The sequence below is a fragment of the Rhizobium sp. NZLR11 genome (genome assembly GCF_019685115.1).
Classification (GTDB): Bacteria; Pseudomonadota; Alphaproteobacteria; order Rhizobiales; family Rhizobiaceae; genus Rhizobium.
Map to the genome: position 1 here is coordinate 123,849 of NZ_JABDWD010000007.1, position 23,568 is coordinate 147,416.

22 protein-coding genes are annotated in these 23,568 nt (G+C 59.3%); 7 read left to right on the top strand and 15 right to left on the bottom strand.

Going from position 1 to position 23,568, the window contains the following annotated elements; all coding sequences use genetic code 11:
* Positions 1-54 precede the first annotated feature (54 nt).
* A complete protein-coding gene (locus HJB83_RS14310) occupies positions 55-1,740 on the bottom strand; it encodes a hypothetical protein (RefSeq protein WP_221117038.1) in 1,686 nt (561 codons plus the stop codon).
* Between the two features lie 257 nt (positions 1,741-1,997).
* Here HJB83_RS14310 and HJB83_RS14315 point away from each other — a divergent pair, with 257 nt between their 5' ends.
* From HJB83_RS14315 to HJB83_RS14345, 7 genes are all read left to right on the top strand, one after another.
* Positions 1,998-3,083 carry a lysylphosphatidylglycerol synthase transmembrane domain-containing protein gene (locus tag HJB83_RS14315; protein WP_246762732.1) on the top strand — a complete coding sequence of 362 codons (1,086 nt, stop codon included), beginning with the start codon at positions 1,998-2,000 and terminating at the stop codon, positions 3,081-3,083.
* A 3-nt stretch (positions 3,084-3,086) separates the two neighbouring features.
* A complete protein-coding gene (locus HJB83_RS14320; protein WP_207583385.1) occupies positions 3,087-4,418 on the top strand; it encodes a glycosyltransferase family 2 protein in 1,332 nt (443 codons plus the stop codon).
* A 2-nt stretch (positions 4,419-4,420) separates the two neighbouring features.
* A complete protein-coding gene (locus tag HJB83_RS14325) occupies positions 4,421-5,203 on the top strand; it encodes a bifunctional 2-polyprenyl-6-hydroxyphenol methylase/3-demethylubiquinol 3-O-methyltransferase UbiG (protein WP_221132174.1) in 783 nt (260 codons plus the stop codon).
* Between the two features lie 2 nt (positions 5,204-5,205).
* On the top strand, positions 5,206-5,955 hold the full coding sequence (locus HJB83_RS14330; protein ID WP_221159564.1) for an FkbM family methyltransferase: 750 nt from the start codon (positions 5,206-5,208) through the stop codon (positions 5,953-5,955).
* A 16-nt stretch (positions 5,956-5,971) separates the two neighbouring features.
* Positions 5,972-6,835, top strand: a complete 864-nt coding sequence (locus tag HJB83_RS14335) for an FkbM family methyltransferase (RefSeq protein ID WP_207583382.1) — start codon at positions 5,972-5,974, stop codon at positions 6,833-6,835.
* A 41-nt stretch (positions 6,836-6,876) separates the two neighbouring features.
* Positions 6,877-7,884, top strand: a complete 1,008-nt coding sequence (locus HJB83_RS14340; RefSeq protein WP_207583381.1) for a fatty acid desaturase family protein — start codon at positions 6,877-6,879, stop codon at positions 7,882-7,884.
* 225 nt (positions 7,885-8,109) lie between these two features.
* Positions 8,110-8,874 carry a class I SAM-dependent methyltransferase gene (locus HJB83_RS14345; protein WP_259671340.1) on the top strand — a complete coding sequence of 255 codons (765 nt, stop codon included), beginning with the start codon at positions 8,110-8,112 and terminating at the stop codon, positions 8,872-8,874.
* A gap of 68 nt (positions 8,875-8,942) precedes the next feature.
* On the opposite strand, the gene HJB83_RS34095 is transcribed toward HJB83_RS14345, so the two are convergent.
* The 14 genes from HJB83_RS34095 to HJB83_RS14420 all read right to left on the bottom strand — a co-directional run bounded on the left by HJB83_RS34095 (position 8,943) and on the right by HJB83_RS14420 (position 23,562).
* On the bottom strand, positions 8,943-11,015 hold the full coding sequence (locus HJB83_RS34095; RefSeq protein WP_259671336.1) for a hypothetical protein: 2,073 nt from the start codon (positions 11,013-11,015) through the stop codon (positions 8,943-8,945).
* A 154-nt stretch (positions 11,016-11,169) separates the two neighbouring features.
* On the bottom strand, positions 11,170-11,487 hold the full coding sequence (locus HJB83_RS14360; protein WP_405049111.1) for a hypothetical protein: 318 nt from the start codon (positions 11,485-11,487) through the stop codon (positions 11,170-11,172).
* Complete coding sequence (locus HJB83_RS14365) at positions 11,484-12,491, bottom strand: tail fiber domain-containing protein (RefSeq protein WP_221132177.1); 1,008 nt, start codon at positions 12,489-12,491, stop codon at positions 11,484-11,486. Before HJB83_RS14365 ends, HJB83_RS14360 begins: the two co-directional genes overlap by 4 nt.
* Positions 12,457-12,873, bottom strand: a complete 417-nt coding sequence (locus HJB83_RS14370; RefSeq protein ID WP_221132178.1) for an N-acetyltransferase — start codon at positions 12,871-12,873, stop codon at positions 12,457-12,459. The genes HJB83_RS14365 and HJB83_RS14370 overlap by 35 nt, the downstream gene beginning before the upstream one ends.
* Positions 12,870-14,693 (bottom strand): hypothetical protein, encoded by a 1,824-nt coding sequence (locus HJB83_RS14375; protein ID WP_221132179.1) that lies wholly within the window; start codon positions 14,691-14,693, stop codon positions 12,870-12,872. Before HJB83_RS14375 ends, HJB83_RS14370 begins: the two co-directional genes overlap by 4 nt.
* Positions 14,690-15,397, bottom strand: coding sequence for a hypothetical protein (locus HJB83_RS14380; protein ID WP_221132180.1), 708 nt, complete (start codon positions 15,395-15,397; stop codon positions 14,690-14,692). The genes HJB83_RS14375 and HJB83_RS14380 overlap by 4 nt, the downstream gene beginning before the upstream one ends.
* Before the next feature lie 34 nt (positions 15,398-15,431).
* Positions 15,432-15,998 (bottom strand): hypothetical protein, encoded by a 567-nt coding sequence (locus HJB83_RS14385; protein WP_221132181.1) that lies wholly within the window; start codon positions 15,996-15,998, stop codon positions 15,432-15,434.
* A 206-nt stretch (positions 15,999-16,204) separates the two neighbouring features.
* Positions 16,205-16,990, bottom strand: coding sequence for a hypothetical protein (locus HJB83_RS14390; protein ID WP_221132182.1), 786 nt, complete (start codon positions 16,988-16,990; stop codon positions 16,205-16,207).
* Between the two features lie 23 nt (positions 16,991-17,013).
* Complete coding sequence (locus tag HJB83_RS14395; RefSeq protein ID WP_003587937.1) at positions 17,014-17,988, bottom strand: phage major capsid protein; 975 nt, start codon at positions 17,986-17,988, stop codon at positions 17,014-17,016.
* Positions 17,989-18,003: 15 nt separating this feature from the next.
* A complete protein-coding gene (locus HJB83_RS14400) occupies positions 18,004-19,095 on the bottom strand; it encodes a hypothetical protein (RefSeq protein WP_221117047.1) in 1,092 nt (363 codons plus the stop codon).
* A gap of 35 nt (positions 19,096-19,130) precedes the next feature.
* Entirely contained in the window at positions 19,131-19,442 is a 312-nt protein-coding gene (locus tag HJB83_RS14405; RefSeq protein WP_207583371.1) for a hypothetical protein, read from the bottom strand.
* Between the two features lie 19 nt (positions 19,443-19,461).
* Positions 19,462-21,555, bottom strand: a complete 2,094-nt coding sequence (locus HJB83_RS14410; protein ID WP_221117048.1) for a hypothetical protein — start codon at positions 21,553-21,555, stop codon at positions 19,462-19,464.
* Positions 21,555-23,126, bottom strand: coding sequence for a terminase (locus HJB83_RS14415; protein ID WP_221117049.1), 1,572 nt, complete (start codon positions 23,124-23,126; stop codon positions 21,555-21,557). Before HJB83_RS14415 ends, HJB83_RS14410 begins: the two co-directional genes overlap by 1 nt.
* Complete coding sequence (locus tag HJB83_RS14420; RefSeq protein ID WP_221117050.1) at positions 23,092-23,562, bottom strand: terminase small subunit protein; 471 nt, start codon at positions 23,560-23,562, stop codon at positions 23,092-23,094. Before HJB83_RS14420 ends, HJB83_RS14415 begins: the two co-directional genes overlap by 35 nt.
* Positions 23,563-23,568 lie beyond the last annotated feature (6 nt).

Below are 23,568 nucleotides of genomic sequence, written 5' to 3' on the forward strand. Positions count from 1 at the left end.
GCCTTTGGTTCAGGGCCAATTGAGCCAGCCACGGCTTTGGTGATGCCATAAGCCTCAAAGCGCCCGCAGCGTTACATTTACCAGTTCAGCCAGATAATTTTTCAAGCCACTAGGCTCGATGAAGCGGTAATAGAGGTATCCAGATGCGACGGAAGCATCGTTCCATGATCTTTGCGTGGCTGTAATTTCCAGTTCCGCTTGTGGGCCGCTCAAATCAATATCTTTTGCGCTGGCCCAAGAATTGCAGAAAAAAGCGATTCGAGCGGGAAGATTGGAGTGGACGGGCCTAACGCCCGGCTTTGTATCAACGCCAAAAAACAAGATGTGGGCGGGCGTAAATGCCATCCTGGTTTGTCCGCCCCAAAGAATGCGGAATTTAGAGGTATAGTCAGCGAACCCATACTCCGAAACCTCGCCAGACAGCGGAAGCTTGTCGACTATCCAGTAAACCGAATAGGCAGACCACTCAGGATGATCAGCGAGATATTGAGAGACAGCCAGATCCTTCGCTGCCCGTGCTTGCCATGCCGCGTAACTCTCCCACCACCGGCCGATGAAGACGGTGAGAAGTGATACAAACACCACGATTGCAACCCTATGGCTTTGAAGGTTGGTCGATCTGAATTTGATAACTCGCCATATCCCGATACCCACCACGCTTATCGGCAGCGGCATAAGCATCGCGTTTCTCATCAACACGCCGGGTGCGGGGCTCTTGCCAACAAGTATATAAGGGACCGTCCCACACAGCAGTAAAAATATCCCAAAGCCGATAATTTTGAAACCGTCGCTAGAGCGTTCATTTAGCTGAGCGTTTCGAGCATCTCCCCTGTTCGCGAACACAAAGCACGCGACAAAAAGGATCGAACAGACCGCAGCTCCCAAGTAGAGATAAACATTCCAATCATAAACGCTCCTTGCCAAAGGAAAGATCGTGCCATTAAATATAAATCGATAGGAATTCTCCGCAATGCTTTCAACATTTAGGGTAAAGCCATTGTAGTTATCGTACAATCCGTACCTAGGGTAGAAAATTGCCTTACAAACCCAGTACACGAAGGGCAGAATGGTGAAATCCGCTCGTGCAAGGCAGAATGATGAAAATGTCGAGACCAATTCCCGCGCATTGCGAACTCGGCGCCCTGTCCTTCTCAGCCACACCGCATAAACGAGGACGAAACCAGCCGCATAGAGCACCAGCAAGGAATTCAGCGTGAATGCAATGAAGTAAATGCAAATTGCCAGTCCGCGGAGGAGATAGTGGCTCCTTCCGCGCATCCATTCGATTGACAGGAATAAATATGTAGCCAATAGAAAAAGGGCATAGGCATTAAAGTATATCGAATATGTAAAAATAACCGTGATCGTGGGGAGCGGCAACAACTGCGTGAATATTGCGAGCACCAAAGACTCGCGCTCCGAAAAATATCCAGACTTTGAAGCTAGGAGGTAGGAGAAGATCGCAATGAAGTAGACCCCGATTATGACAAAGGATTTTAAAAGCAAAACGTTCCCAACGAAGGCCATCGGCCAAACATAGTACGTAAATACCGGCACCCCTGCTGAAGAAAACATGTCCGCGATGGCGATCCAATCATTGTAGATCAATGTTGGAAATAAACCGGCATCCTCAGCAAATATTCCTTCATTGAAGAAGGCCATCCAGTGGGTCAAGAGAACAGCAATCGTCAGTAAAAGCAAACTATTCAGTTTCGGCCTGGCTTGAAGCTGATCACTCATTCTCATTTCCCGCGCTCTAGAAATTTCCGGATATCGAGCCTTTGCGGAGCGCCGTTCTAAATCAACCGCGGTCGTAAGCAAGCGCTAAATCACGCTGATTCCAGGCTGCGTGCGACTAGGAAATAGAAGACTTGTGGGTACCATAAATTGAGGTGGCGCCGCGACGAAACTATTGGTAGCGGGCCGCCCGTTAGTGCTGTATGCGGTCGACTTCACCCTCGACTTCCACTTGCGATCGATTCAAACGCAGGCCTTTTATGCTCAAACGTCCCGTCAAAAACGCTCTACCCAGTTCGGCTGTTGAAGCCGCAAGTCACTGGCGGATGCGTGAGAGGTTGTATAACTCATGGAGCAAAGCTGCGGCGGCGGCTCCTGCATATCAACGCCTGCAGATGCTTATAGCCTCGGCAATAAGCATTTTCCTCCTGATATTCTTGCTAAAGGCGGTGGATTGGGAGGAAGCCATCCGGATTTTTCGTAGCGGAATATCCGTCACATCGCTCCTTTGGTTTATGCTTGTTACCTTTGGTATCGCGGTAGGTTATGCGGTGCGGTGGCGCCTGTTGTTGGATGGCAAGATCGGTTACGGAACGTCCCTCATGGCCTCCCTACTCGGCTTGGGCGCCAACATGTTCCTTCCTGCGAGAGGTGGAGACCTCTTGCGTGTACATTACAGCCGAGTTGTCGCGACCGTCCCCTACGCAGACGCTCTTGGTAGGCTTCTGGTCGAAAAGATGGTTGACTTGGTGACGATCATTTCCGTCGGCATATTTTCTTTGGTTTTACTGAGCCATACATTGAATTCCGAGTACCGAAATGCTCTGTTGGTCATCATGGTTGGTGCAATAGTTGGGATATTTCTATCGGCAGTTCTGGTAAGGAATTTCGGCAATCGGCTTGTCCCGATATTGCGGCCCGTCTTCGGTCTCCTGCGACTGCAAGATTTCTTTGACCGTCACGTAATTCATTTTATCGGAAATTCCGCACGAAGCTTATCTCTGTCCGTGACCATCGTTCCGGCCTTTCTGACGCTGGTTTTGTGGCTTTCGGCATACGCCCTTGCGTATATCTTCGTCGCCCGGTTTGTCGGCGTCGAGCTGAGTTATCAAGAATCGTTATTCGTGTTGTTTGCCGGGGGATTGGGTCTGATGATCCCAGCTGCACCATCCGGAGTCGGCACCTTCCATGCATCCGTCGTTTCGGCATTCGTATTGCTAGGGCGTTCACCCTCAGAGGGGTTACTCCTGGCGACGGCCGTTCATTTTCTCTTTTTTGTGGTGTACGTCGTGCCTGCAGCCCTCATCCTGGGACATTGGCGCTTGAACCGCTTGGCGCCGAGGTAACTTATGCGGGACTATTTCTATTCTCAATTGAGAAAGTACATTGGCCTCTTTGTCTTGGGCCAGAATTCCGTGGTCGAGATCGATCCGACGACGCCTCTGCTGATTGGTAAATTTCCTCAGGGCAAGATAACGTTTCGCTCGATAACGCAACCGACTGAACCTGTGAAAGAGTTTGACGAGCACAAGGTCGTCAAGATCGAAGAAGTCGCTGACACCAAACCTGATTATCTGGTCATCAGCGGCCTCATCCATTACGAACGAGACATACAGAGCATGTTCGCTCAGGCACGTGCATTGTGTTCACCTGAGACACGCCTTGTTCTTACCTATTACAGCAGCATGTGGCGGCCGCTTGCAACTCTCGCATCTAAGCTCGGCCTGCGCCGGCGGGTTCCTGAATCGAATTGGCTTGCCCATGAAGACGTCGAGAATCTTCTGACGCTCGAAGACTTCGAATTAATACGACTGGACCAGAAGATTCTAATCCCGGTTTACATCCCACTTATCAGTGGCTTTGTTAACCGTTGCCTTGCTCCTCTTCCGCTTTTTCGAACTCTCTGCCTTCTCAACATCGCGATTGCGAGGCCGGTCGGCGATGCCGCATCGAAAACCGAGCCGTCGGTGTCAATTGTAGTTCCAGCGAGAAACGAGGCAGGAAATATCGAGGATATTGTCAAACGGTTGCCGGTTATGGGGCCGGATGATGAACTCATTTTTGTCGAAGGCAATTCAACCGACGCAACGTGGAAGGCGATCCAAGAAGCGCAACAGCGCTATGGCGGCGAACGCACCATCCTGATTGCCCAACAGGATGGTAAGGGTAAAGGCGACGCCGTCAGGAAGGGTTTTTCGCTGGCCACAAAGGAAGTCTTGATGATTCTTGACGCGGACATGACGGTCCCGCCCGAGGATTTGCCGAAATTCTACAACGCCATCAAGGATGGGAAAGGCGAGTTCATCAACGGAACTCGCTTGGTCTATCCCATGGAAAAGGAGGCGATGCGTTTCTTCAATCTCCTGGGCAACAAGTTTTTCGCATTGGCTTTCTCCTTCGTTCTTGGCCAGAGATACAAAGACACCCTATGCGGAACCAAGGTGATCAGCCGCTCCAATTATCTCAAACTTCAGGCAAACAGATCCTACTTCGGTGATTTCGATCCCTTTGGTGATTTCGACCTGATCTTCGGCGCCGCGCGGATGGGCCTTAAGATCGTCGAGGTTCCGATCGGTTATCGAGAAAGACTCTACGGTGAAACGAACATCTCGCGTTGGCGCCATGGTTCCATTCTGTTGGCTATGCTGGCTTTTGCGGCAAGACGAATAAAGTTTCTCTGACGATGGAAATCGAAAGCACTCTCTATGACGCCGATCTTGCTCAAACGCTGGCAAATCGCGAGCGGCTAAGCGCAAATCCCAACCTGATGCATTGGTATGGCGAGCTCTACCAGGAGATGTTTCGACAGGAACCGGATATTGCCACGAATACCGTTCTGGAAATCGGAAGCGGAACGTCGCCTCTCAAGCGCTTCCTACCGAATGTCATCACCTCCGATGTGCTGAAGTTAGACTATTTGGACTTTGTCTTCGATTGCCACGAGATCGCTGGGTTGCCTGACATCGCGGACCATAGCGTCGATGTGATTACGATGACCAATGTTCTGCATCACCTGAAGGATCCCCTTGCGTTCCTCCGCGGGGCGACACGCAAGCTCACAAAGGGCGGCAGGGTGTATGCGACGGAACCTTATTTGTCTTGGCTATCCTACCCGATGTATAAACTTCTCCATCATGAGCCGGTGGATTTCAGTATCCGCCGCCCGGTTCTGGATACCGTTCAGGGTCCTCTTTCGACCTCAAATCAGGCTATGCCACATATGATCTTCTTTCAGCGGCCGGACTGGCTCGCTGAGCTTGCAGATTGCTATAGCCTTGAGAAGACAAGGATCAGCTATTTCACCTCCCTCTCCTATATGGTGACAGGCGGGATATCGAAGAAGTTTCCTGTGCCTGGCTGGGCTTATAAGCCTTACTTCAAGCTCGACAGAGCAATAGGCGCCGCGCTGCCCAAGGTGTTCGCCTCATTCTTCACGGTCCGCCTCACGTCAAAAGAAGAGGTGTAGGGATGGTTTTGCTACGTCTCGCCGATTGGCTCTATCGGCATTGTTATGCCCTGTATTATCCTCTCTATTCCGTATGGAAGGCAGTTTCGGAACGACGTGAGCGCGCTTTGATGCGTGAGCTCATTTCGCCGGGCATGGTCGTCGCAGATATCGGTGCAAATATCGGAATATATACCCGCATGTTCTCCGCGCTGACGGGAACGACCGGCCATGTCCATGCCTTCGAGCCGGCGCCGGCGAACTTCGAAAAGCTTGAAGCAACGGTAACCGGCTTGTCGAATGTATCCCTGCAACACGCCGCGGTAGGAGCGGCCAGCGGCACCACAAGGCTGTATGTTTCGGCCGAGCTGAATGTCGATCACCGAACATTTGATAGTGGCGATGGGCGAGTGAGCATCGACGTCCCATTGGTGAAGCTGGATGATTACTTTTCGCCAGGGCAGCGGGTCGATTTTATCAAAATCGATGTTCAGGGATATGAGTTGAGCGTTCTACAGGGTGCCGAGCGGGTCCTGCGGGAGAATCGCGACATTCGGGTATTCATGGAGTTCTGGCCTTATGGTTTGTCGAAAGCGTCCGTGAACCCGGCCGAACTCACCAAATTCCTACAGATGCTGAATTTCGAGTTCCAAAACATAGCGGATCCACCTGGCACTGCTTTCAATTACGAGAGCCTTGATCCAAAAAACGCGGGCCAATATTGCAATCTGGTCGTTGCAAGAAGAGCGCCCGCCAATCACAAAACCACTTAGAGGCGGCCTGAGGACAATGTTATCCACCAGCAACAAAATCCTGATCGCTCGCTCTCTATCCAAAGCTGTCTTGTTGGTCCGGGGTTGCGTTGGCTTACCCGCAACCGTCATAACGAAGCGCCGCGGAATAAATTGGTCGCTGGACCTTAGAGACGGCGTTGATTTCGCGATCTACCTATTGGGCGGGTTCGAGGTCAGAACGCTCGATAGGTATAGAGAGCTGATAGGGGACGGAGACATAGTCCTCGACATCGGCGCCAATGTGGGTTCTCATACGTTGCCCCTGGCGCAATTGGTGGGCGGAGCCGGCAGGGTGATCTCCTTCGAGCCGACGGCTCATGCATTCGCGAAACAGAAGGCCAATATTTCGCTCAACCCGACGCTCGCCCAGCGAATCGACGCTTACCAGATGATGCTTATGGCAAGTGCATCCGAAGCGATGCCCGAAGCGGTCTATTCAAGCTGGCCGCTCGAAGTTGCTGAAGATTTGCATAGCGAACACCACGGTCGACTCATGTCGACACAGGGCGCGCGGCTCGGCACGCTGGACGAAACATTGCGGGATCTTGGGGTCGGCAAGGTCGATTTCATAAAACTTGACGTGGACGGAAACGAGCTTGCGGTTCTACTTGGGGCGACGGTGACTCTCAAAAAGTTCCAGCCGCGTATAATGCTTGAATTGGCCCCCTATGTTTACGCTGAGAATCCCGGAGACTTCGACAGATTGTTGGAGCTTCTCTGGCAGGGCGGCTACGAGATTGATGAAATGGCATCTGGCAGGAAACTGCCTGAAGACGCCGACAAAGTACGGGCGATGATACCGGAAGGTGGCGGTATGAATGTGCTGGTTAGGAGCAAGAGCTCAAAGGAAGGTAGATAACTTTCTTCGAGGGTTATCGGATGGATAGGATTGGTCACTGCATGGATGCGCAGTTCAATGAATGCATGAAGGTAGCGAGAAGGCTTGTCGACCAGAGCTTCCTTGAATCGTTGAAACAGCCTCAACCGCGCGCAATTATCGTGGCGACGACGATGGTCTGGGTTCAGATCGTTATCTCTTGGGCGATCGCGCTCTTCGGCCCTTGGTGGGTGCTATGGCTGCCATTCCTGATTAACTCCGCGGTAACGCAAGGCATGTTGCTTTGGGTTCACGAAGCGTCGCATTTCCACCTCTTCTCCAGCCGCCGCAAAAACGATATCTGGTGCGATATATTCTTTGCCGCGCCTGTCGGGATGTCAGTCGGCGCGTATCGACTACGCCACATGAGCCACCATGCACATCTGGGTACAGAAAAGGATGAGGATGGTTACCCCTATCGCGAGCCGATCAAGGGCTTCCGGGCGCTCGCGTGGGTCATGGTAAAGGCGCTGAGCGGTGGCATGGGAGTGTGGCTGGCGGCTGACAAATATGGTGGTCTGGCTCGAAAGAAAGCATCGGGTAACTCGCTGTCGCCTTCCTGGTTAGCGCCGATGGTGACCATCATCTTCAACGGCTTGCTGTTTGCACTCTGCATTGTCACGGGACGATGGTATCTCTACATTCTGTTATGGGGTTATCCCATTGCTGCCGTGGCAATCGCCCTGAATATTATACGCACCATCGCGGAGCATCAGCCCGAGGATTATCCACTTTACGAGGACGGACGGGAGCGGGCCATGATGCCGCTCGCCCGGACGACAGTCCCTAATTGGTTTGAGAAATGGCTTATGTACCAGGCGAATTTCAACTATCATATCGAACACCATCTTTTTCCCGCCATTCCGCAGCACAATCTCGCAAAACTTCATAGGCACCTGCTCAAAGGTGGTTTCTACGAGCATTTTCCGAGGTGCCTGCAGCGCAGTGGTTTTGCAAAATTCATCCGACTCTCGAGAAATCGTAAGAACGATGATTTCTCAGATTCGGTTCAAGATGCGTTGGCTCTCTAGGGTCTAAAGGTATTGAACGCGGCAAACATGAACTCTCAAGCGACAAATCATATAAGATCAACCCCTACAACGTGCAGCGGTTGCGGCAGTGACAGCTGCACAGTTGTCGCTACCGGGCGCGACTATATATATCACGGCAGTGAAGACTTCTTCAGATACGTCCGATGCGATGGATGCGGTCATTTCTATCTCAATCCGAGACCCGACATCAGCCAACTGTCTTTGATGTATCCGGCGAACTACGGAACCTTCTCGAATAGATTTCAGAGCCGGGCAAATCTCCTTGGACGAGTAAAGACCATCGTCAATCGAAAGCGCCTTAAGGATGTTGTCGCGCATCTCCCTTTGCGGGGAAGAGTGCTCGATGTAGGATGCGGCAACGGCGAACTTTTGATTGCACTGCGTCAAGCGCGTCCTGATCTTGAGCTCTTCGGTCTCGATTGGCATTTCCCGGCTGAAACGCGTACCGCCCTGGAAAAACAAGGAATAAAGGTAGTCGAAGCGCCGCTCGAAGCGGCGGAATTGCCGGCCCAGCCATTTGATCTCATCGTCATGCTCCAGCTTATAGAACACCTTTGGGAGCCAGAAGAGAGCTTGCGGCGCCTTGTCCTCGCCTTGGCGAAGGATGGCCGGTTATTGATCGAAACGCCTAATACTGACGGCTGGGACAGACAGCTGTTTGCGGGCTGTGCATGGGGCGGATATTATTTCCCGCGGCATTTGAACCTTTACAATTTTGAGCGTTTGGCCGAACTCCTGCGCAGAGTGGGGTTGGCTGTCGAATCTCAACGCAATCTTCCGGCTCCTTTGATCTGGATTTACTCCCTGCAAGGCGCTGTGCAGGCGCGTTTCGGCTGGAAAAGCACCTTGACGAAGATTTTCGGCGTCAAAAATATACCCTTGATTGCTGCCTTTGCTTTTCTTGATATCGCCGCCATCGCGATGAGATTTACAACGTCAAACCAACAGGCAATATCGAGGAAGGCATAGCCGCCATGTGGGCTATGCCGGCGCCGAACGAGCTTTCACGCGTTGCGGCCCCGGAAGCCTGAATTGGCCTACCACAGACCACTTTGCTGCCGAGCGAGGAGCGCACGCACGAGGGCGGCCGCCGCCGGTTCGCGACCTTGGTTCATCGTCTGCCGCGGATTGCGGGAGGCCGGCCTCGGTGTCGAGTTGGGTGGGTTGTCAGGCAGGGCGAAGGGATCGGTGGCGCCGTCGGTCTGGTACTCCGGCAGAAAGCTCTTTGCTCTCGCGAGCCGGTTTGTGGCCTCCTGGTTCCCCGGAACATCGTAATCTCGAAAAGCCCAAGCCCTGTTCATCAGGCGTTGCGCCTCCTCGAGCGATTGAGCGGCGTTCAGCCTGGCGATCAGGCGAGGGTCCTCCTGCAGGAAGAACTCGGCCTGTGTCTGCGGGCTGATCGCACCCGGCTTTTCGCCCTTGGCGGCGGCGAAGTCGTAAAGTGCCTGCAGTCGGGTGTTACGCCACGACATAATGGCGCCTGATCTGCCGGGCTTTCCGCTCTTGCTTGGGTCGGACCAAGAACTATTGGCTCTCTTGGCCGAGAACTGGCTTTCGGACTGGCCCGTCGAGGCGATAGCCGCAAGACCATAAGGGTTGGTCACCTTGATGATCGACCCATCTCGCTGCTTATAGCCGTTCTTGATCGTGCCCATGAAGCCGTCGAAGACATCGGCGTCGACGGGTTGCTGGCTGGGAGTGCCCCTTACCGCCTGCCGATCGTCGCGGCCGGGTTTCGGTGTGGGAACGGGCACTTTGCCCGTTGGAACGAAGGGATCGTCGCCGGGCAGTTGGGGCGCCGTCGCGGGCTGCTGGCGGCGCTCGTCCGTCGTCAACTGCGGATCGGGATATTCCGGCCTCGGCGCGGGGACAGGCCCCTTGGCCGGCTGAGAAGGCACGGCATGCGCAACGCCCTTGGACTGTGCCGCGATCGCCGCTTCAATCATGCTGTCCGGATAAAGAGCGCCCGATGTTCCCTGCTCCTGCGTGATGAGGGCGCGAACAAACTTCTTTGCCATTGCCGGGTCGTTCAGGCGGAGATCATCGGCAGGGCCAATGCCCATCATTTGCGCGATGTTGGCAGCCGCCGTGAAAGAGTTAGGCGTCCAGCCCTTTGTTCCAGCGATGATTTGATTCGGCGTCAGCATGCCCTCTCGATACTTCTTCATGATCTGCCAGACATTGTGCTCCATGCCAGCTTCCGGCGTGGCATAGACAACTTGCGGATCGCCCTGGTCGGTGTTCTCGGAAGGGCCGATGATCCCCGGCCTATGTTGGCCGGCGTATTTGAGATTGGTGGGATTGTTGTTGCGCATGCCGGGCGGCAACTCGCCGCGACGAACGGGATCGGATAGAACCGTTTGAAGCTCTGCCCCGTCGTTTGCGGATCCGGCGGCGGCGGCGCCAGGAGCTGGCGCCGCGGGCTGTTGGCTGTGTTCGTCCGTCGTCATCTGCGGGTCGCGATATTCGGGTCTCGGCGAGGGAACGGGTCCGTTGTCAGGCAACGGAGCGAAGGCATCGTCGCCTGGTTGATCGGCCGCCATCGGCTGCTCGCGGCGATATTCGGTCGTAACCATCGGGTCGCGATAAGGCCGCGGCGTCGGAATGGGAGGGTTGGCAGGCGGTGCGAATGGATCGTCGCCAGGCTGGTCGGCCGCCCGGCGATAGTCCGTCGTGACCATCGGGTCGCGATAGGGCTTCGGCGTCGGAATAGGCCCGTTGTCGGGCAGCGGCGCGAAGAGACCGGCGCCGGGCTGGGCGGCCGGGGCCATGGGCTGTTCGCCGCGATCATCAGTCGTCATCAGCGGGTCGAGACTGGGTCTTTCCGGCGGAACGGGCCCGTTGTCGGGCAGCGGCGCGAAGGGATAGTCGCCCGGATCGCCGGCCGGCGCCGCGCTGCCCTCACCGCTTGCCTGCTGCTCCTGCTGGCGGATCGCCAGCCCGCCCAGGAGAGCCTGGACAAGACGCGCGGCCCCTTGCCAGGGGGATTGTACGGGGCCCGAATCCATGCCCTGCTGCAGCATGGCATCAGCCAGCTGCTTGCGCCGGTCGCTGATGTCGCCCTGTGTCTTGCCGGTATCGCCGCCGAAAATGAATGACGCTAGTGACATTGGTCCACTGCCCTTTCGTAGAAGACGCGGTCGAAACCGTCTGTCTGGATGGATTTTTCACACATTATTGAACACGAGGCCGATCCGGATCGGACCGCCGTCCCTGTATCGGTAGGGACCGATCAGCACGCCGTTATTCCGCTGATGTCCTAGTTCAGCCGTCAGTCCGGCGCGTCGGCCCGCCACCGAAGAACAGCGACAGGAAGCCGGGAGAGGCCGGCGCTGGTGTGGAAGGCTGGCCTGTCGGAGCGACGGCACCTTGACCGGCGCCTGCCTGCTGCGCCTGCCGTTGCTGGCGAACCGCCCAGCCGCCGAGCCCGCCTTCGGCAAGCCGCGCGACCCCTTCCCACGGCGATTGCACCGGGCTCATATCCATGCCCTGCTGCAGCATGGCGTAGGCCAGTTGCTTTCGCTTGTCGTCGATGTCGCCCTGTGTCTTGCCGGTATCGCCGCCGAAGAGGAAATCCATCATGCCACTGCCCTTTCGTAGAAGACACGGTCGAAACCGTCGGCGTGTTCGAACACGGCGTCCGGATGGGTCTTGCGCACATCGTCGGACATCAGGCCGAGCTGGGTCGGGCCGCCGTCCTTGTATTTGAAGGCGTAGACCGGCAGGCCGTTATCCAGCGTGCCGACGCGTTTGATGTCTTCCTTCAGCCGCCGGTCGGATTTCGTCGCCCAGCCGCCGAGCAGCGAGCCGCCAAGGCCGAAGAGGCCGCCCATCGCCGCGTTGGATTGGGCGACCTGGCGGTCGTAGAGGCCCATCTGCTGATTGAAGCCTTCATTGATCAGGCCGGCCTGGTCGACGTTCGGCAGCTGCGTCGTCGGCGTGTTGACATAGCTCGGCTGGTGGACCTGCGATCCCGACATCAGCGCCGAAATCTCGTTCAGCGGCTGGTTGCGCTCGGTCAGGATCGAGTTCTGGGCATTCGAATACATATCGCCGAGATACTGGTCGGAGGCGGCCTGCTTGCGCGTGGAAAAATCGCGCAGCGCGTTGTCATAGGCCGCCGACCCCATCGAGATGCCCTTGTCGGCAAGGCTCTGGTCGAGGCTTGCCTGATCGCGATCCCACTGGTTGTTGAAGCCGGACTGCCAGTGATTATTGACATATTTGTCGACATTGCCGACGCTCAGATCGACATTGGTGCCGAGCACACCGGAGATCTTGCCGGTCTGGTCGTTGGCGAGCCTGGCGAGGCCGAGCTGGGTCTGCTGCGTCTGGTCGTAGATCGCCTGGTTTTCAGGCGAATAGGTCTGATAGGCCGAATAGGTCGGCAGTTGGTAGCTCTTGCCGGTCTGGTCTTTCATCGTCTGGTAGCCGCTGACCTTGTATTCCAGCGAACCATCCGGCGTGTACTGGTTGGTGTGGCTCAGGCCGGCATTGGCGATGGCGGTGTCGACGTTGGTGGCCGTCTGGGCCGCCGCGGTCTGGGTCGGATCAGGCGCCTTCGGGGCCTTCGGCGTGGAGACCATAGGGAAAATCCTCCTTCATGATTGCGTAAAGCAGCGCGTCGCAGTCGCCGAAATAGGCTTGCTGGCGGCCTTCCAGCCGTGCGCCGAGCCTTGCGAGCATCGTCTGGGCGTCGAAATTGTCGGCCCGTGTCCTGGAGGTCGCGCGGCGGCAGCCGAGCTGATGCACGACATAGCCAAACACCGATCGCATCAGCGTCCGCGACAGCCGGTCGGCGGCCAGCGAGACCTCGACGTCATGCGCGGTCCAGACGTTGAAGACGAAACCGGCGATGATCCGGCCGCGGTCGATATGGGCAAGCGTGGTGTAAGGCGGGTGGAAGCTGACGCCGATCCGGCCGCCGACCCAGGCGGCGATTTCCGCGCGCGGTTCGGAGACGATCAAATCGGCGCGCCCTTTTCATAAAGCACCGAGCCGCCGACCACGGCCGCCTCGGAGACGGAGCCGGAGGAGCCCGAAATCAGCGCACGGATCGTCGGCGCCAAGGCCGAACCGGCGCCGCCGGCGGAGGCGAATTTGCGCACCAGCGAAACGCCCGGAAATTTTGACACGCCCCAGATCGCCGTTCCCCATTTCGCCGCCGCATTGTTCTCGACCGAGGACAGCAGCGCCGTCGGTATCTTGGTCTGGTAGTCGACCGAGATCCCACCATACATCAGCGAGGAAACACCGATCTGCGCCGTCACCCCGATTAGCTTCGAGAGCTTGGTCGAGAGCCCGTCGCCATATCGGCTCCAGGCGCCGACCATCAGCGCATCGATCGCCACGCCATTGTCGTTGGCGCCGACCTCGGCCTCATAGACCGTGCCGTCGCCGGCGCCGAAGAACAGCCGGTCCTGCCAGGTCGCCCAGCAGGAGGCCGGCATGCCGACGAAGCGGCACCAGGCGCCGGTTTCGGTGTTCATCACATATTGATAGGGGCCGAAGGAGGACGGCAGGTTGACGATCGCCATCTGCCTGGCCGGGAAGCTCGAAAGCTGCCACTCCTGCGAAGTCGTGCCGATCGCCGCAACGGTCTCGCGCCATGTCGGGCCGATCCTGGCAGTGATCGCTCCGAGGCTGGTGGCGCCGCGGTCGAGCTGCACCGCCTTGGTGATCGGCACGATGCCATCGGTGGTCATGATCGCCAGATCGGCGCCGACCGAAAGCAGGCATCGATCGCTGCCGAGCGGCCGGCCGAGCTTGAAGGTGCCGATCAGGCCCCAGTTCGAAACACTCGAAGGATCGGAGCCCTGGAAGACGATCACCTCGCCTTCCGAGGAGATCAGCACCAGGCACTGCTGCAGGCCTGTCGAAACCGGAATCGTCCAGACGTTGATCGCAACCAGCGTGCCGCCATATTTCATGTTGCCGCCGACCGGCAGCACCGTGGCTGCGCCGCTGACGGCGTCGGTGGCGAGATACCAGACATTGGTCGAATTCTTCTCGATGAACCACAGGCGCGAGCGATAGGCGGTGACCGCGATCAGCAGCGAAGCGTCCGGTATGCCGGTGATCATCGTCGAGGCAACGTAAGGTGTGGCGACCGCGCCTTTTTCCAGCTGCGCATTGGTCACCGTTCCCGTCACGGTGACGACAAGCGTGCCGGCCGCCGGCGTGAAGGTGAGCGACACCCGATTGTTGACGCCGGTGCCGTTCAACGTGCCGGAGAAGGCGCCGGAGAGCGTGACCGAGCCGTTGCCGAAGAAGCTCAGCGTATAGGCCGTGTTGCGGACGGCAACGTTCTGGGTGGCGAGCGTTGCCGTGCCGGTGAGAAAATTGTTGGTCCAGGAGCTGCCGTTGAAGAGCAGCGGTGTATCCAGGCCATTGACGAGGCGCAGGAATTCCTGGCCGGCCGGGTTGGTATATTGCTGCACCGACCAATGGGCGCTGGCCATGCCCGAGACGACGGGCGCACCGGCAGCACCCCCCACCGTCACGTCGAAGATTTTGTCGCCGGCAGCGGCAAACAGCCTGTTGCTGACGCCCGAATAGGGGATGACCGTCTGCGCATCGGCGCCAAGGCCGGTGGAAAAGGCGAGGAAACCGTAGCGGGCGCGGACGCGGTTTGCCTCGGGAAAGAAGTTGTCGAGCTGAAACGCCGCATCTTCAGGCATATCCGCCATTTCGACATCGGTTCGCCAGCCGCCGATCGGCGCGATCCAGTCCTTGCCTGGCGAAACGCGGCGGGTGCGCGCGTTTGGGGGAACAGGTCTGCGGGTCATGGATTTGAAACCGTGATCGTGCCGGGCCAATAATTCTCGGGCGCCTGTCCCCTCGCCGGCAGCGAAAGGTCGACGGGGCTTGCTGCCCGATCGGCGCCGATGGCTGCTTCCTTGGATCGCTCGAAACTGGCGATCTCCTCGCCATAATCGAGGCCCTTGGCCCGCTTCCAGCGCCAGATCAGCGAGAGTTCGAGGAGGTCTTCGGGAAAACGGGCCGTATCGGTATCGTTTGCCCAATTCGCCCCAGAGGTCGCACCGCCATTCACCGCCACCCAGAAGCCGGAGATATAGGCATATTCCATCGTCTCGCCTGAGGCGTTCGGGTAGATGTCGAGCTTGCCGCCGGCCATGCGCCAAATCTCAGGCACCGCGTTGGAGTTGAGGATCGTCTGCCGCTGCCAGGTCTGCGGCTCGACAGGGCCGTTGAGCTGCCACAGGCGCGAGGCATTCCAGATCTTCGCATTGGCGGCAAAGCGGTTCCAGTCATCGGGCGGCTCGGCCGGCTCCGGATTTGCACCGGTCGCCACGAACTGCCGCCGCACCATCAGCGCCGACCAGTCATGCTCGCGCACCAGGTCGCGGCCGGCGCGGGTGGAGAGGATGCGCAGCTGCATGATCTGCGGATCCGCCGAGGACATGACGGCCGTCGGCGGATCGAGGTCGATTTCCGCGCAGACGTTCTGAATGATAGTCAAGAGCGACATACGGGGGAACTCCGGTTCAGGTCAGGCGGCTGGTTCAGGCGGCTGGGCGGCTGCGGGCCTTGTTGCCCTGGCCTTCGTTTTCGAGCGCCTCGAAGCGCGAGGCCATCTCCCTCATCTGCTCCTGCAGGCGGGTCACCTCATCCTTCAGCCGCTCGTTCTCGGCGGCGAAGGCCGAGGCGGCGCTGGAGTTTTCGGCAGTGGCGAGATAGGCCCGGGCGGCGGCGACGAGCTCGTTGGCGCCCATGCCGATCTTCTGCTTGGCGGTGTCGGAAAGGGCTGCGAGCTGCTCGACGGTGTAGATATTGACCGCCTCCATCTCCTTGATCTGGCTGGGTTTCAGATAAGGCCACTGCGCCAGCGGCGTGCCGGTCAGCTGTTCGCGGGCCTCGGCCCCCTGCTTGAACCGCTTATAGGCGTCGGCAAAGCGCTGTTTGTCGTTGTCGGTCACCTCGCGATAGACCTCGGTGTGTTTGTCGCCGGCGATAAAAATCCGGACGAATTCCTTGTCGGCAAAGATCGGCCGTCCTTCCTTCTCGGTCAGAAAGGTCTGCTCGACCGGTTCGAGGCTGAAGGAGGCATAAATTCCGGTGTTGTCGGGCATTTGCTGGTCTCGCTGTTGATGGCGGGGAAATAGGGATGGGCGGGGGAAGTATTCCCTCCTCGTCATCCTCGGCCTTGTGCCAAGGATCTGCTGCGCATCGACCGGCGGCAGAGGCTCGGGACAGGCCCGGGCATGACGAAAGGAGAAGTTGGAAGGCATTGGCAGCAGCCTCAGCGGGCGCCGAAGCGCCCGTTGATGGCTTAGGTTTAGTTCACCTTCGACAGGAACGGCCGCATCAGCGTCGCTTCGAGCACACCGGTCGCGGTGATGGTGATGCCCGTGCCGTTGGCGGTGGCGTTGGCCGAGAGCGTGATGCTCTGGACGACGCCGTTCGGGCTGTAGGTGATGCCCGAAATCGTCGTGCCGCCAGGGACACCCGTGCCGCCGACCGCCGCGCCGATGAACGGGCCGGAACCGGCACTCAGACCGGAAATACCCGCCAGCAGGTTGGAGCCGTTGACGGTGGTTGCCGTGAACGTCTGGTTGGCGGCGGCAAAGTTGACGTTGGCGATGGCCTTGGTGGTGGCCGTGGCCGAGGCCGGGGCGCTCGCCTGGCCTGCGGTGGCGGTGGTTTCGGCAACGACGAGAGCCGCCGTTGCGGTTGCCACCTGCGACGGCGCCTGGCCGTTGCGCTGCAGCCAGAGATAATAGGTGCCGGCTGCGAGTGTCACGGCCCCGACCGGGCCGCCGGTCAGCGTCGGCGGCTGGGCGGCCCCCGAAAAGACGCCGCAGCGCTGGCCGACGACGGCCGCCGCCGTGGTCAGCAGCGAAGCGACATAATCCCGGGTCCACTGGAACCACTGGCCGGGCTGAAGGGTCGTCTGCGACGCCAGCACCAGCTGGCAATAGACCCATTCGGATTCACGGTCCCCGCCGGCGATAGCGCCGAGGGAGAAGTTCGGGCCGGGAATACCGGAGCCGGAAACGATCGGGCCTTCGACGACGAACGGGTTCGCGCCAAGACGATCGGACTGGATTGTTGCGACCGACATTTGCTTGTTCCTTTCGTTGACGATCAGGCGAACAACACGCCCTGCAGGAAGGCGTTGTTCATGGTGAGGTTGCCGGCAAAGCCCATCAGCTGGACGAAGGCATCCTGGTTGGTGTTCATGCGCTCGTCGCCGATCGGGGCCATGTCGCGGTCGCGGTGCGGGCGGTAGAACAGGTATTTGGTGTTCAGGAAGAACATCTGGTTGAGCGGCGCACCGCCGCCGAAGCCGCCGTCGAAGATCACGTCGGCGCCCATATATTGCAGCGACTGGAAGCCGGCCATGCCCTTGTCGGCCGAGGTGATGCGCTGGATTGCCTGCAGCGATTCCCAGTAGAGGCGGAAGAAGTTGTTGTCGGCGACGACGAGATCGGGCGCGTCGGAGCCGCGAACGCAGGACATATAGAGCCGGTTCATGTAGCTCTGGATATTGGCATTGGTGGCGGCCGCACCACCATCGGCCGAGGCCGAGAATTTCTGGTTGCGCCAGAAACCCCAGGTGGCGCGCGAGATGCCGCCGACGGTGCCCGAGGTCGGAGAGGTCGAGATCAGCAGCTGCAGGCCGCCGATCTGCCGCCCGCCATCGGCCGTGCCATCGGAATAGCAGTCAAGCGCGATGTTGTTCTTCAAAGTGGTTTCGGCGTTCTCGATGCGCTGCTCGAGCAGATCGAGGATCGCATCCTCGCCGGAGTTCTGCAGCTGTTCGAGGCCGGACATGGAAACTGCGACCGCGGCCTGCTTCAGATCGTATTCGGCCGCAGTGATGACGTCGGACGGCTGCACATTCAGGATATCGTAGCCGGAATAGCGCTTGAAGGTGCTGTTTTCCTGGTACTGCAGTTCCTGGACGATTGTGCGACCGCCGGAGATCGGCTTCTTGCGGCCGCGGCTGTTCAGACGGGTGAGAAGACCGTTGTTCTTCGTCACGTCGTCGGCCACCGTGCCGCTGCGATTGCGCAGCGTCGTGGTGACGATTTCAGAGAGGTTGGGCGAAATGGGCATTGATCATTCCTTTGCTCAGACCTGACCGCGCGAAAAGCGCATGGCGTCGCGCAGCGAGTCTCGGATGGAGGTGGGCTGGCCCCTTGCCGCATCGCGGGTCGGGCCCGGCGCGGAAGAACCAGAGATGGATCGCGAGGCGCGGCGGGCTTGATCTGCCGCTGCTGCCCTCTGGGCTTGCTGTTGTGGGACAGGCGCCGGTGCAGTCTGGCTGATCAACTGCTGGCGAATGTCCGGGCGCATCCAGCATGCGGCGTCGTAGGCGTCCTGGAGCGACGTTGCCCGCCCTGCGTTGACGAGGGCGATCATGTCGTCGAGCACATCTTCGGCGTGCGCGTTTGCCGGGTCGGAAAGGAAGGCATCGACTTGAGTTTCGGTGTCCCTTTTCCGCAAAACATGTTCGACCGTCGCCTCGACATTGAAAGATCGAGGCTGCGGCCCTCCTTGCTGGGGTCCGGCCTGCTGCGAATTGCGCTGCAGGATCTCTCCCGTCTGGCCATTGACCAGGGCGTGAAGATTGACCCCGGCCATCCTGGCAACGTGAACGACGGTGTTGACGGGATCGTGGATCAGCGCCTTCTCCCAGTCGATCGCCCGACGCATGACATCGGCATGGGTCATGCCGGCCTGGCGGACGATCGGGGTGAATTCCTCCAGCCCCTTGTAATCCTGCAGGACGCGGAAGCCGTTATCGACTTCCTGTTCGCGCTTGGCGATCGCCGCCTGCACTTCCCCGGGAAGGCCCCCGAATTGCGCCTTGGCTTCCGCCGACCAGCCGGGCGGAACCCGGTTGCCGATGGCTGCCGGCTGTTCTCCGCCCTGCCCGCGGCTCTGCAGCGTCTGCTGCTGGGCGAGCGCGGCGTTTGCCGCCGGCGCCTGCCCTGCCCGCGCCGTAGCGCCGGCTTGCTCCTGCCCCTTGGCCATGAAGCGGCCGTTTTCGCCGTCGCCCGGCTGGCCTGATATATCGCCCGGTCCATTGGTCTCGACGGTGTCGATCGCCGCTTTCAGGCTGTCGCGGATGCTGACCGGCCTATCGTTCAATGGCTTATCGTCGAACGCACCAAAATCTTCGCTGCCGTTGCCGGCCTCGTTCAGGTCTTCCATATCCATTGGGAAATTTCCTATGTCGGGGATTGATGCCCGGTTCAGGCGTTGTACTCGGTGTAAATTCGCCTCAAGTCGTTGCGGATCTCGCTGCGATCCGTCTTCGGCTTCTCGATCGGCTGCGGCTTTTCATTGCCGATCTCGATCACCCCGGCTGCCCGGTAAGCCGAACGCAGCCTGGCCTTCGAGGTGTAATGCTGTCCGTCATGCATCGACTGGATGTCGATGCTGTCGCTGACGAAATGCGGTGCCGGCAGATCCGACTGCGCCGGGTTTTGCGCTGGCAGGCAATTGTGCGGCCACTGATCGAGTTGGTGCCAGCCGCCGCAGACGCGGCAATAGCGTTCTCTCATGCTGTTGCTCCCGACCAATTCATTGGTACGCTGGCTGCTGGAACTGCTGCACGGCCTGCGCCGCCATTTCGCCGCGCGCCTGCTCCACCGTGGCGCGATGTTCGATCTCGGCCTCGGCGACGCTGAGCTCGGCTCTGCGCTGTTCGGCGCCGGCCTTCACCTCGGCCGTCTTCAGCTTGAGCATCTCGCCGGGCGCAGGCTGCGGCTCCGGTTTTGGCGTGGCTGCTGCCTGGGAGAGCTGCGCTCCCACCTGCTCCAGCGTGCTTTCGAGCTGACGGCCGGCCCGGAAGCCGCGGGCGGCAAAGAGCAGCGTTTCGACCATTACCGGCACCAGCATCGGGCTCTGCTGCGCCATCGCTCCCGCCTGCTGCATAAAGCCGCCGACCATCTGGACGAATTCCATGCGGCGCTGCTTTTCGGCATCCTCGTCAGGCTCGATGGTCGAATCCGTCTCGATCTCGATCTGGAAGCCGCGAATGCTGTCATTGCGTAAGAGCTGCACCACCTCGTCGATCGTCGGCTGCTGCATCATCTGCTGCAGCTGCGGCGGCATTTCGGGCGGCGGTGGCGCCGGTTGGCCGGTCTGCTTTGCCCGCATGGCCGCCTGCTGTGCCGCCATCTGCATCTGCTGCATCTGCATCTCGACCTGCTGCTTCTCGGCCATCGTGGGCAGCCGGATGCCGCTGACCACCATCAGCGTTTCCGGCTGGAACTGGTCGCAGATGATCTCGCCGGCAAGGCGGATGATGTCGCGGGCAAAGCGGGCCAGCTCGGCCTGGCGGTCGCGGATGCGGATCGAGCCCCACTGGCTCTTGATGCGCTGCGCCGTCGCGGTTTCGGAGGCCTGGGTGTCACCGCGGACGATGTCGGAAATGCCGGTAATCTGGTAGACATCCTCGATCAGCTGCTTGCGCGCCGTCATGCAGGCAATAAGGACCTTCTGCACCTCGTCGATCGGCAGCGTCACGATGGCCTTCGAGCCGCCCTTGTCGGTAAACGCCGCCCATTCCGGGATCGGCACCATGACCATGTCGTTTTCCGGCCGCATCGCCTTCTCGATCGCCGGCGAGATCGCGCCGTCGCCGGAGGGATAAAACACTTTCAGCCGCAGCTGATCGGTCAGCTTGTTGATGCGTTTGGTCAGGAGATCGATCTCGTCGCATTGCTGCTGGTAATAGACATAGTCGGGAACCGGGATCAGCGAGCTCGTCGACATCGTGCCATAGGCCGGGCGCGGGCACGGCCAGAAATGCGTCAGATCGAGCGGCGGCTCGGAGACTTCCAACGCCACCGGCGAACCGTCGGCGATCCAGACGGTATAGTTCTCGCTCTTGCACCAGATCTCCCAGACATGGGTCTTGCCCTCATTCTCCAGGCGCTCGGCCTGGCTGATGCCCGTGCGGCTGCCGGCACCTTCCGCCGCCCGCGAAGCCATGGCATCAGTGCCGAAGCGCTTCTCCATTTCCGCGTCGGTCATCGGAACGCGCCGCGCCACCCAGGTCACGTCCTTCCAGCGCCGCGCCGGCGAATGCAGGAAGTCCGACCAGTGGACGTAATCGATGCACACACGCTCGTCGCTGATCGCTTCCGGCTGAGCACCGCCCATCCGACCGGGCAAACTCTCGGGAAGACTTTGGGCTGCCGCCGGGTCCGAGGGCAGGACGCCCATATCGAGCGGCTCGAAATCGGCCTCATAGCGCAGCCACACCGTGCCGCGGGCGCAGAGCAGAAAATCGTCGCGCACCGCCCGCATGATCGAATCGATATCGGCCTCATCGCCGGTATAGGCGAGATTGCGCTCGACCAGCTCCGAGGCGATGCGCGCCACCGGCTGGGCATCCTTGAAGCGGCGTTCGACGACCGGCTGCGGCACGCGGGCATAGACGGCCGGCTGCAGCACCGAAGTATTGGCCCAGAGCATCGGAAAGCGGCGCTTGGCGGCGCTCGTCTGGTCCGACTGCTGGTCGAGATAGATCTTCTCGATCTTGACGCAGCGGTCGTGCCAGGACTTGAAATAGCGCTGGGCGCGTTCGAGCTCTTGCTGCCAATGGGCGCCGACCTTGGCCGGATCCCAGCGCTGCTCGCCGTCTGAAGCCGTCATCTCGTCTTCCATCAAACACGCTCGCTTTGGCCAGGGGTGGAATCGGCAAATTCGTTGAATGTCATCGTCTGGAATGTCGGCAGCGCCTTACGCTCGGGCTTCAGCGGTTCGGGCGCCAATCCGGTGAAGATGATCGCCAGGCCGCCGAAAGCATCGGCGCCGTGTGAAGCCCAATTGTGCAGCGGCTCGTCGCGGAAGACGCTCAGATCCTCGTCCCAATCCTTGCGGTAGTTGCGCAGGCACTTGATGCCCTCGATGCAGCCGGCCTGGTCGAACTCGATCCTCGCCAGCATGCGCCGCGTGGCGTTGATGCGGTCATGCACATAGGCGCGCTCGACCTTGCGAACGGTGCCGAGACCACGCGCCCTCACCTCTTTCAGCATGACTTCGATGCGGGTCATGCCGCCGCGCGTCCACTCCCGGACCTTGATGTCATGCGGCATGTTGTGGACGCCGTAGACATAGCCGTTGTCGCGCGCGCGCCGCTCCAGCTCGTCGAGCATGCCGTCCATGCCGGTGCCGGTATGCTCGAAATAGCCGATCATCCGCACCCGGCCGGGCAGCACCTGAAACAGCCAGACGCTGTTGGCATCGTCCATGCCGATGTCGGAAATGGTGTGAACCGGATAGCCTTCGGCATGCGGGAAGACCCCGATGCGCTCTTCGGCGTCGGCGACCGCCATCTGCTCGGCGTAATAGGCGCCTTCGACGCTTGCCTCGAAAGCCTCGGCCGGCGTCGAGGGATATTCGCGCTTCATGTCGCCGAGCTGGGTTTCGGCCTTCTTGACGTACCAGGCTTTCTGCCCCTCGGTCAGGGTGATGCCCTGGTCGCCCAGAGTGCGGAAATATTTGGCGAAAGCATCGCTGACGATGACGCCCTGAGGCGCGAGCGCATATTGCGGTTCCTTCCACCAGGGAAAGAAATGGAACTTGAAGTCCAGTTCGGTCAGCTTGGCGACTTGCCGCTGCTTGACCTTGGCATCCTCGCAGAGCGTATAGAAATGCCCTTCCTGGCCTTCCGCCGTGCTTTCGATGAACACCAGCTGGCCGGCCTGCACCGTATTCAAAGCGCCGGTCCTGACTTCCCGCGCCTTGTCGGGATATTTGGCGCAAAGCTTTCCATATTCGGAAATATGCAGGTATTGCAGCGTTCCCGAGCGCAGCGAGGTGCCGACGCGGATGCTCGAATTGTTGGCGAGCAGCAGTTCGGCCTGGTTGCCCCTGACGACGGGCACGGCGTTGCGGATGGCTTCCGGCAGATTGTCATAGGGGTATTTGACCTTGTCCCGGAAGATCGTCTGCACGTCACCAAGCGTATGGGCGATGGTGCCGGCCCTGATATCCCGGTTGAAGACGCAGGCATCGAGCATGAAGATCTGGATGAAGGTCGTCAGACCGAGCTGACGGGCCTTCAGCAGCACGTTGAGATAGTGCATCTCCTCGAAAAACGTCATCTGCGTCCAGTTCATTTCGAACCTGACGCGTCGGCCCGCTTTGTCGGTGATCCAGTAGAGATTGTTCAGCCGCCAGCGCCAGTCGGAAAACTGGTCAACCGCCGTTTGGAAGTCCGCGGGTTTTGCCATTGATATCTTCCAGCAATTGCGAGACTTCGCCGGTCACGCCCTGTTCGGGCTCGATCTTCGAACCGTATTTCTTCGGCTTCAGCTTCTCGGCGACCCATTGGCGGGTGGCGATGCGCAGTTGCGAGCGCCTTATCGCCTCGCCGTTCTCCTGCCAGCCGGTGGTCTCGCCGGCGGCATTCTTCTTCTCGATCCAGTCGTCGCTGCGGTCATCGGCTATTTCGACCAGTTCGTCGACGAAGCTGTCGGCGAGGATCTCGCGGGCCAGCGCATAGCGCGCCCGAAACGCCGCCTTGCCGTCATCGGCGAGCCAGGAGAGCACCGTCGATTTCGCCGGCATATCCTCATCCCGGCAGATCGACCGCAGGCTTTCCCTGTCGGCAATGCGCTCGCAGATCTTCTCGGCCAGCGCCTGGGTGAACTTGGTCGGTCTGCCCATGGGATC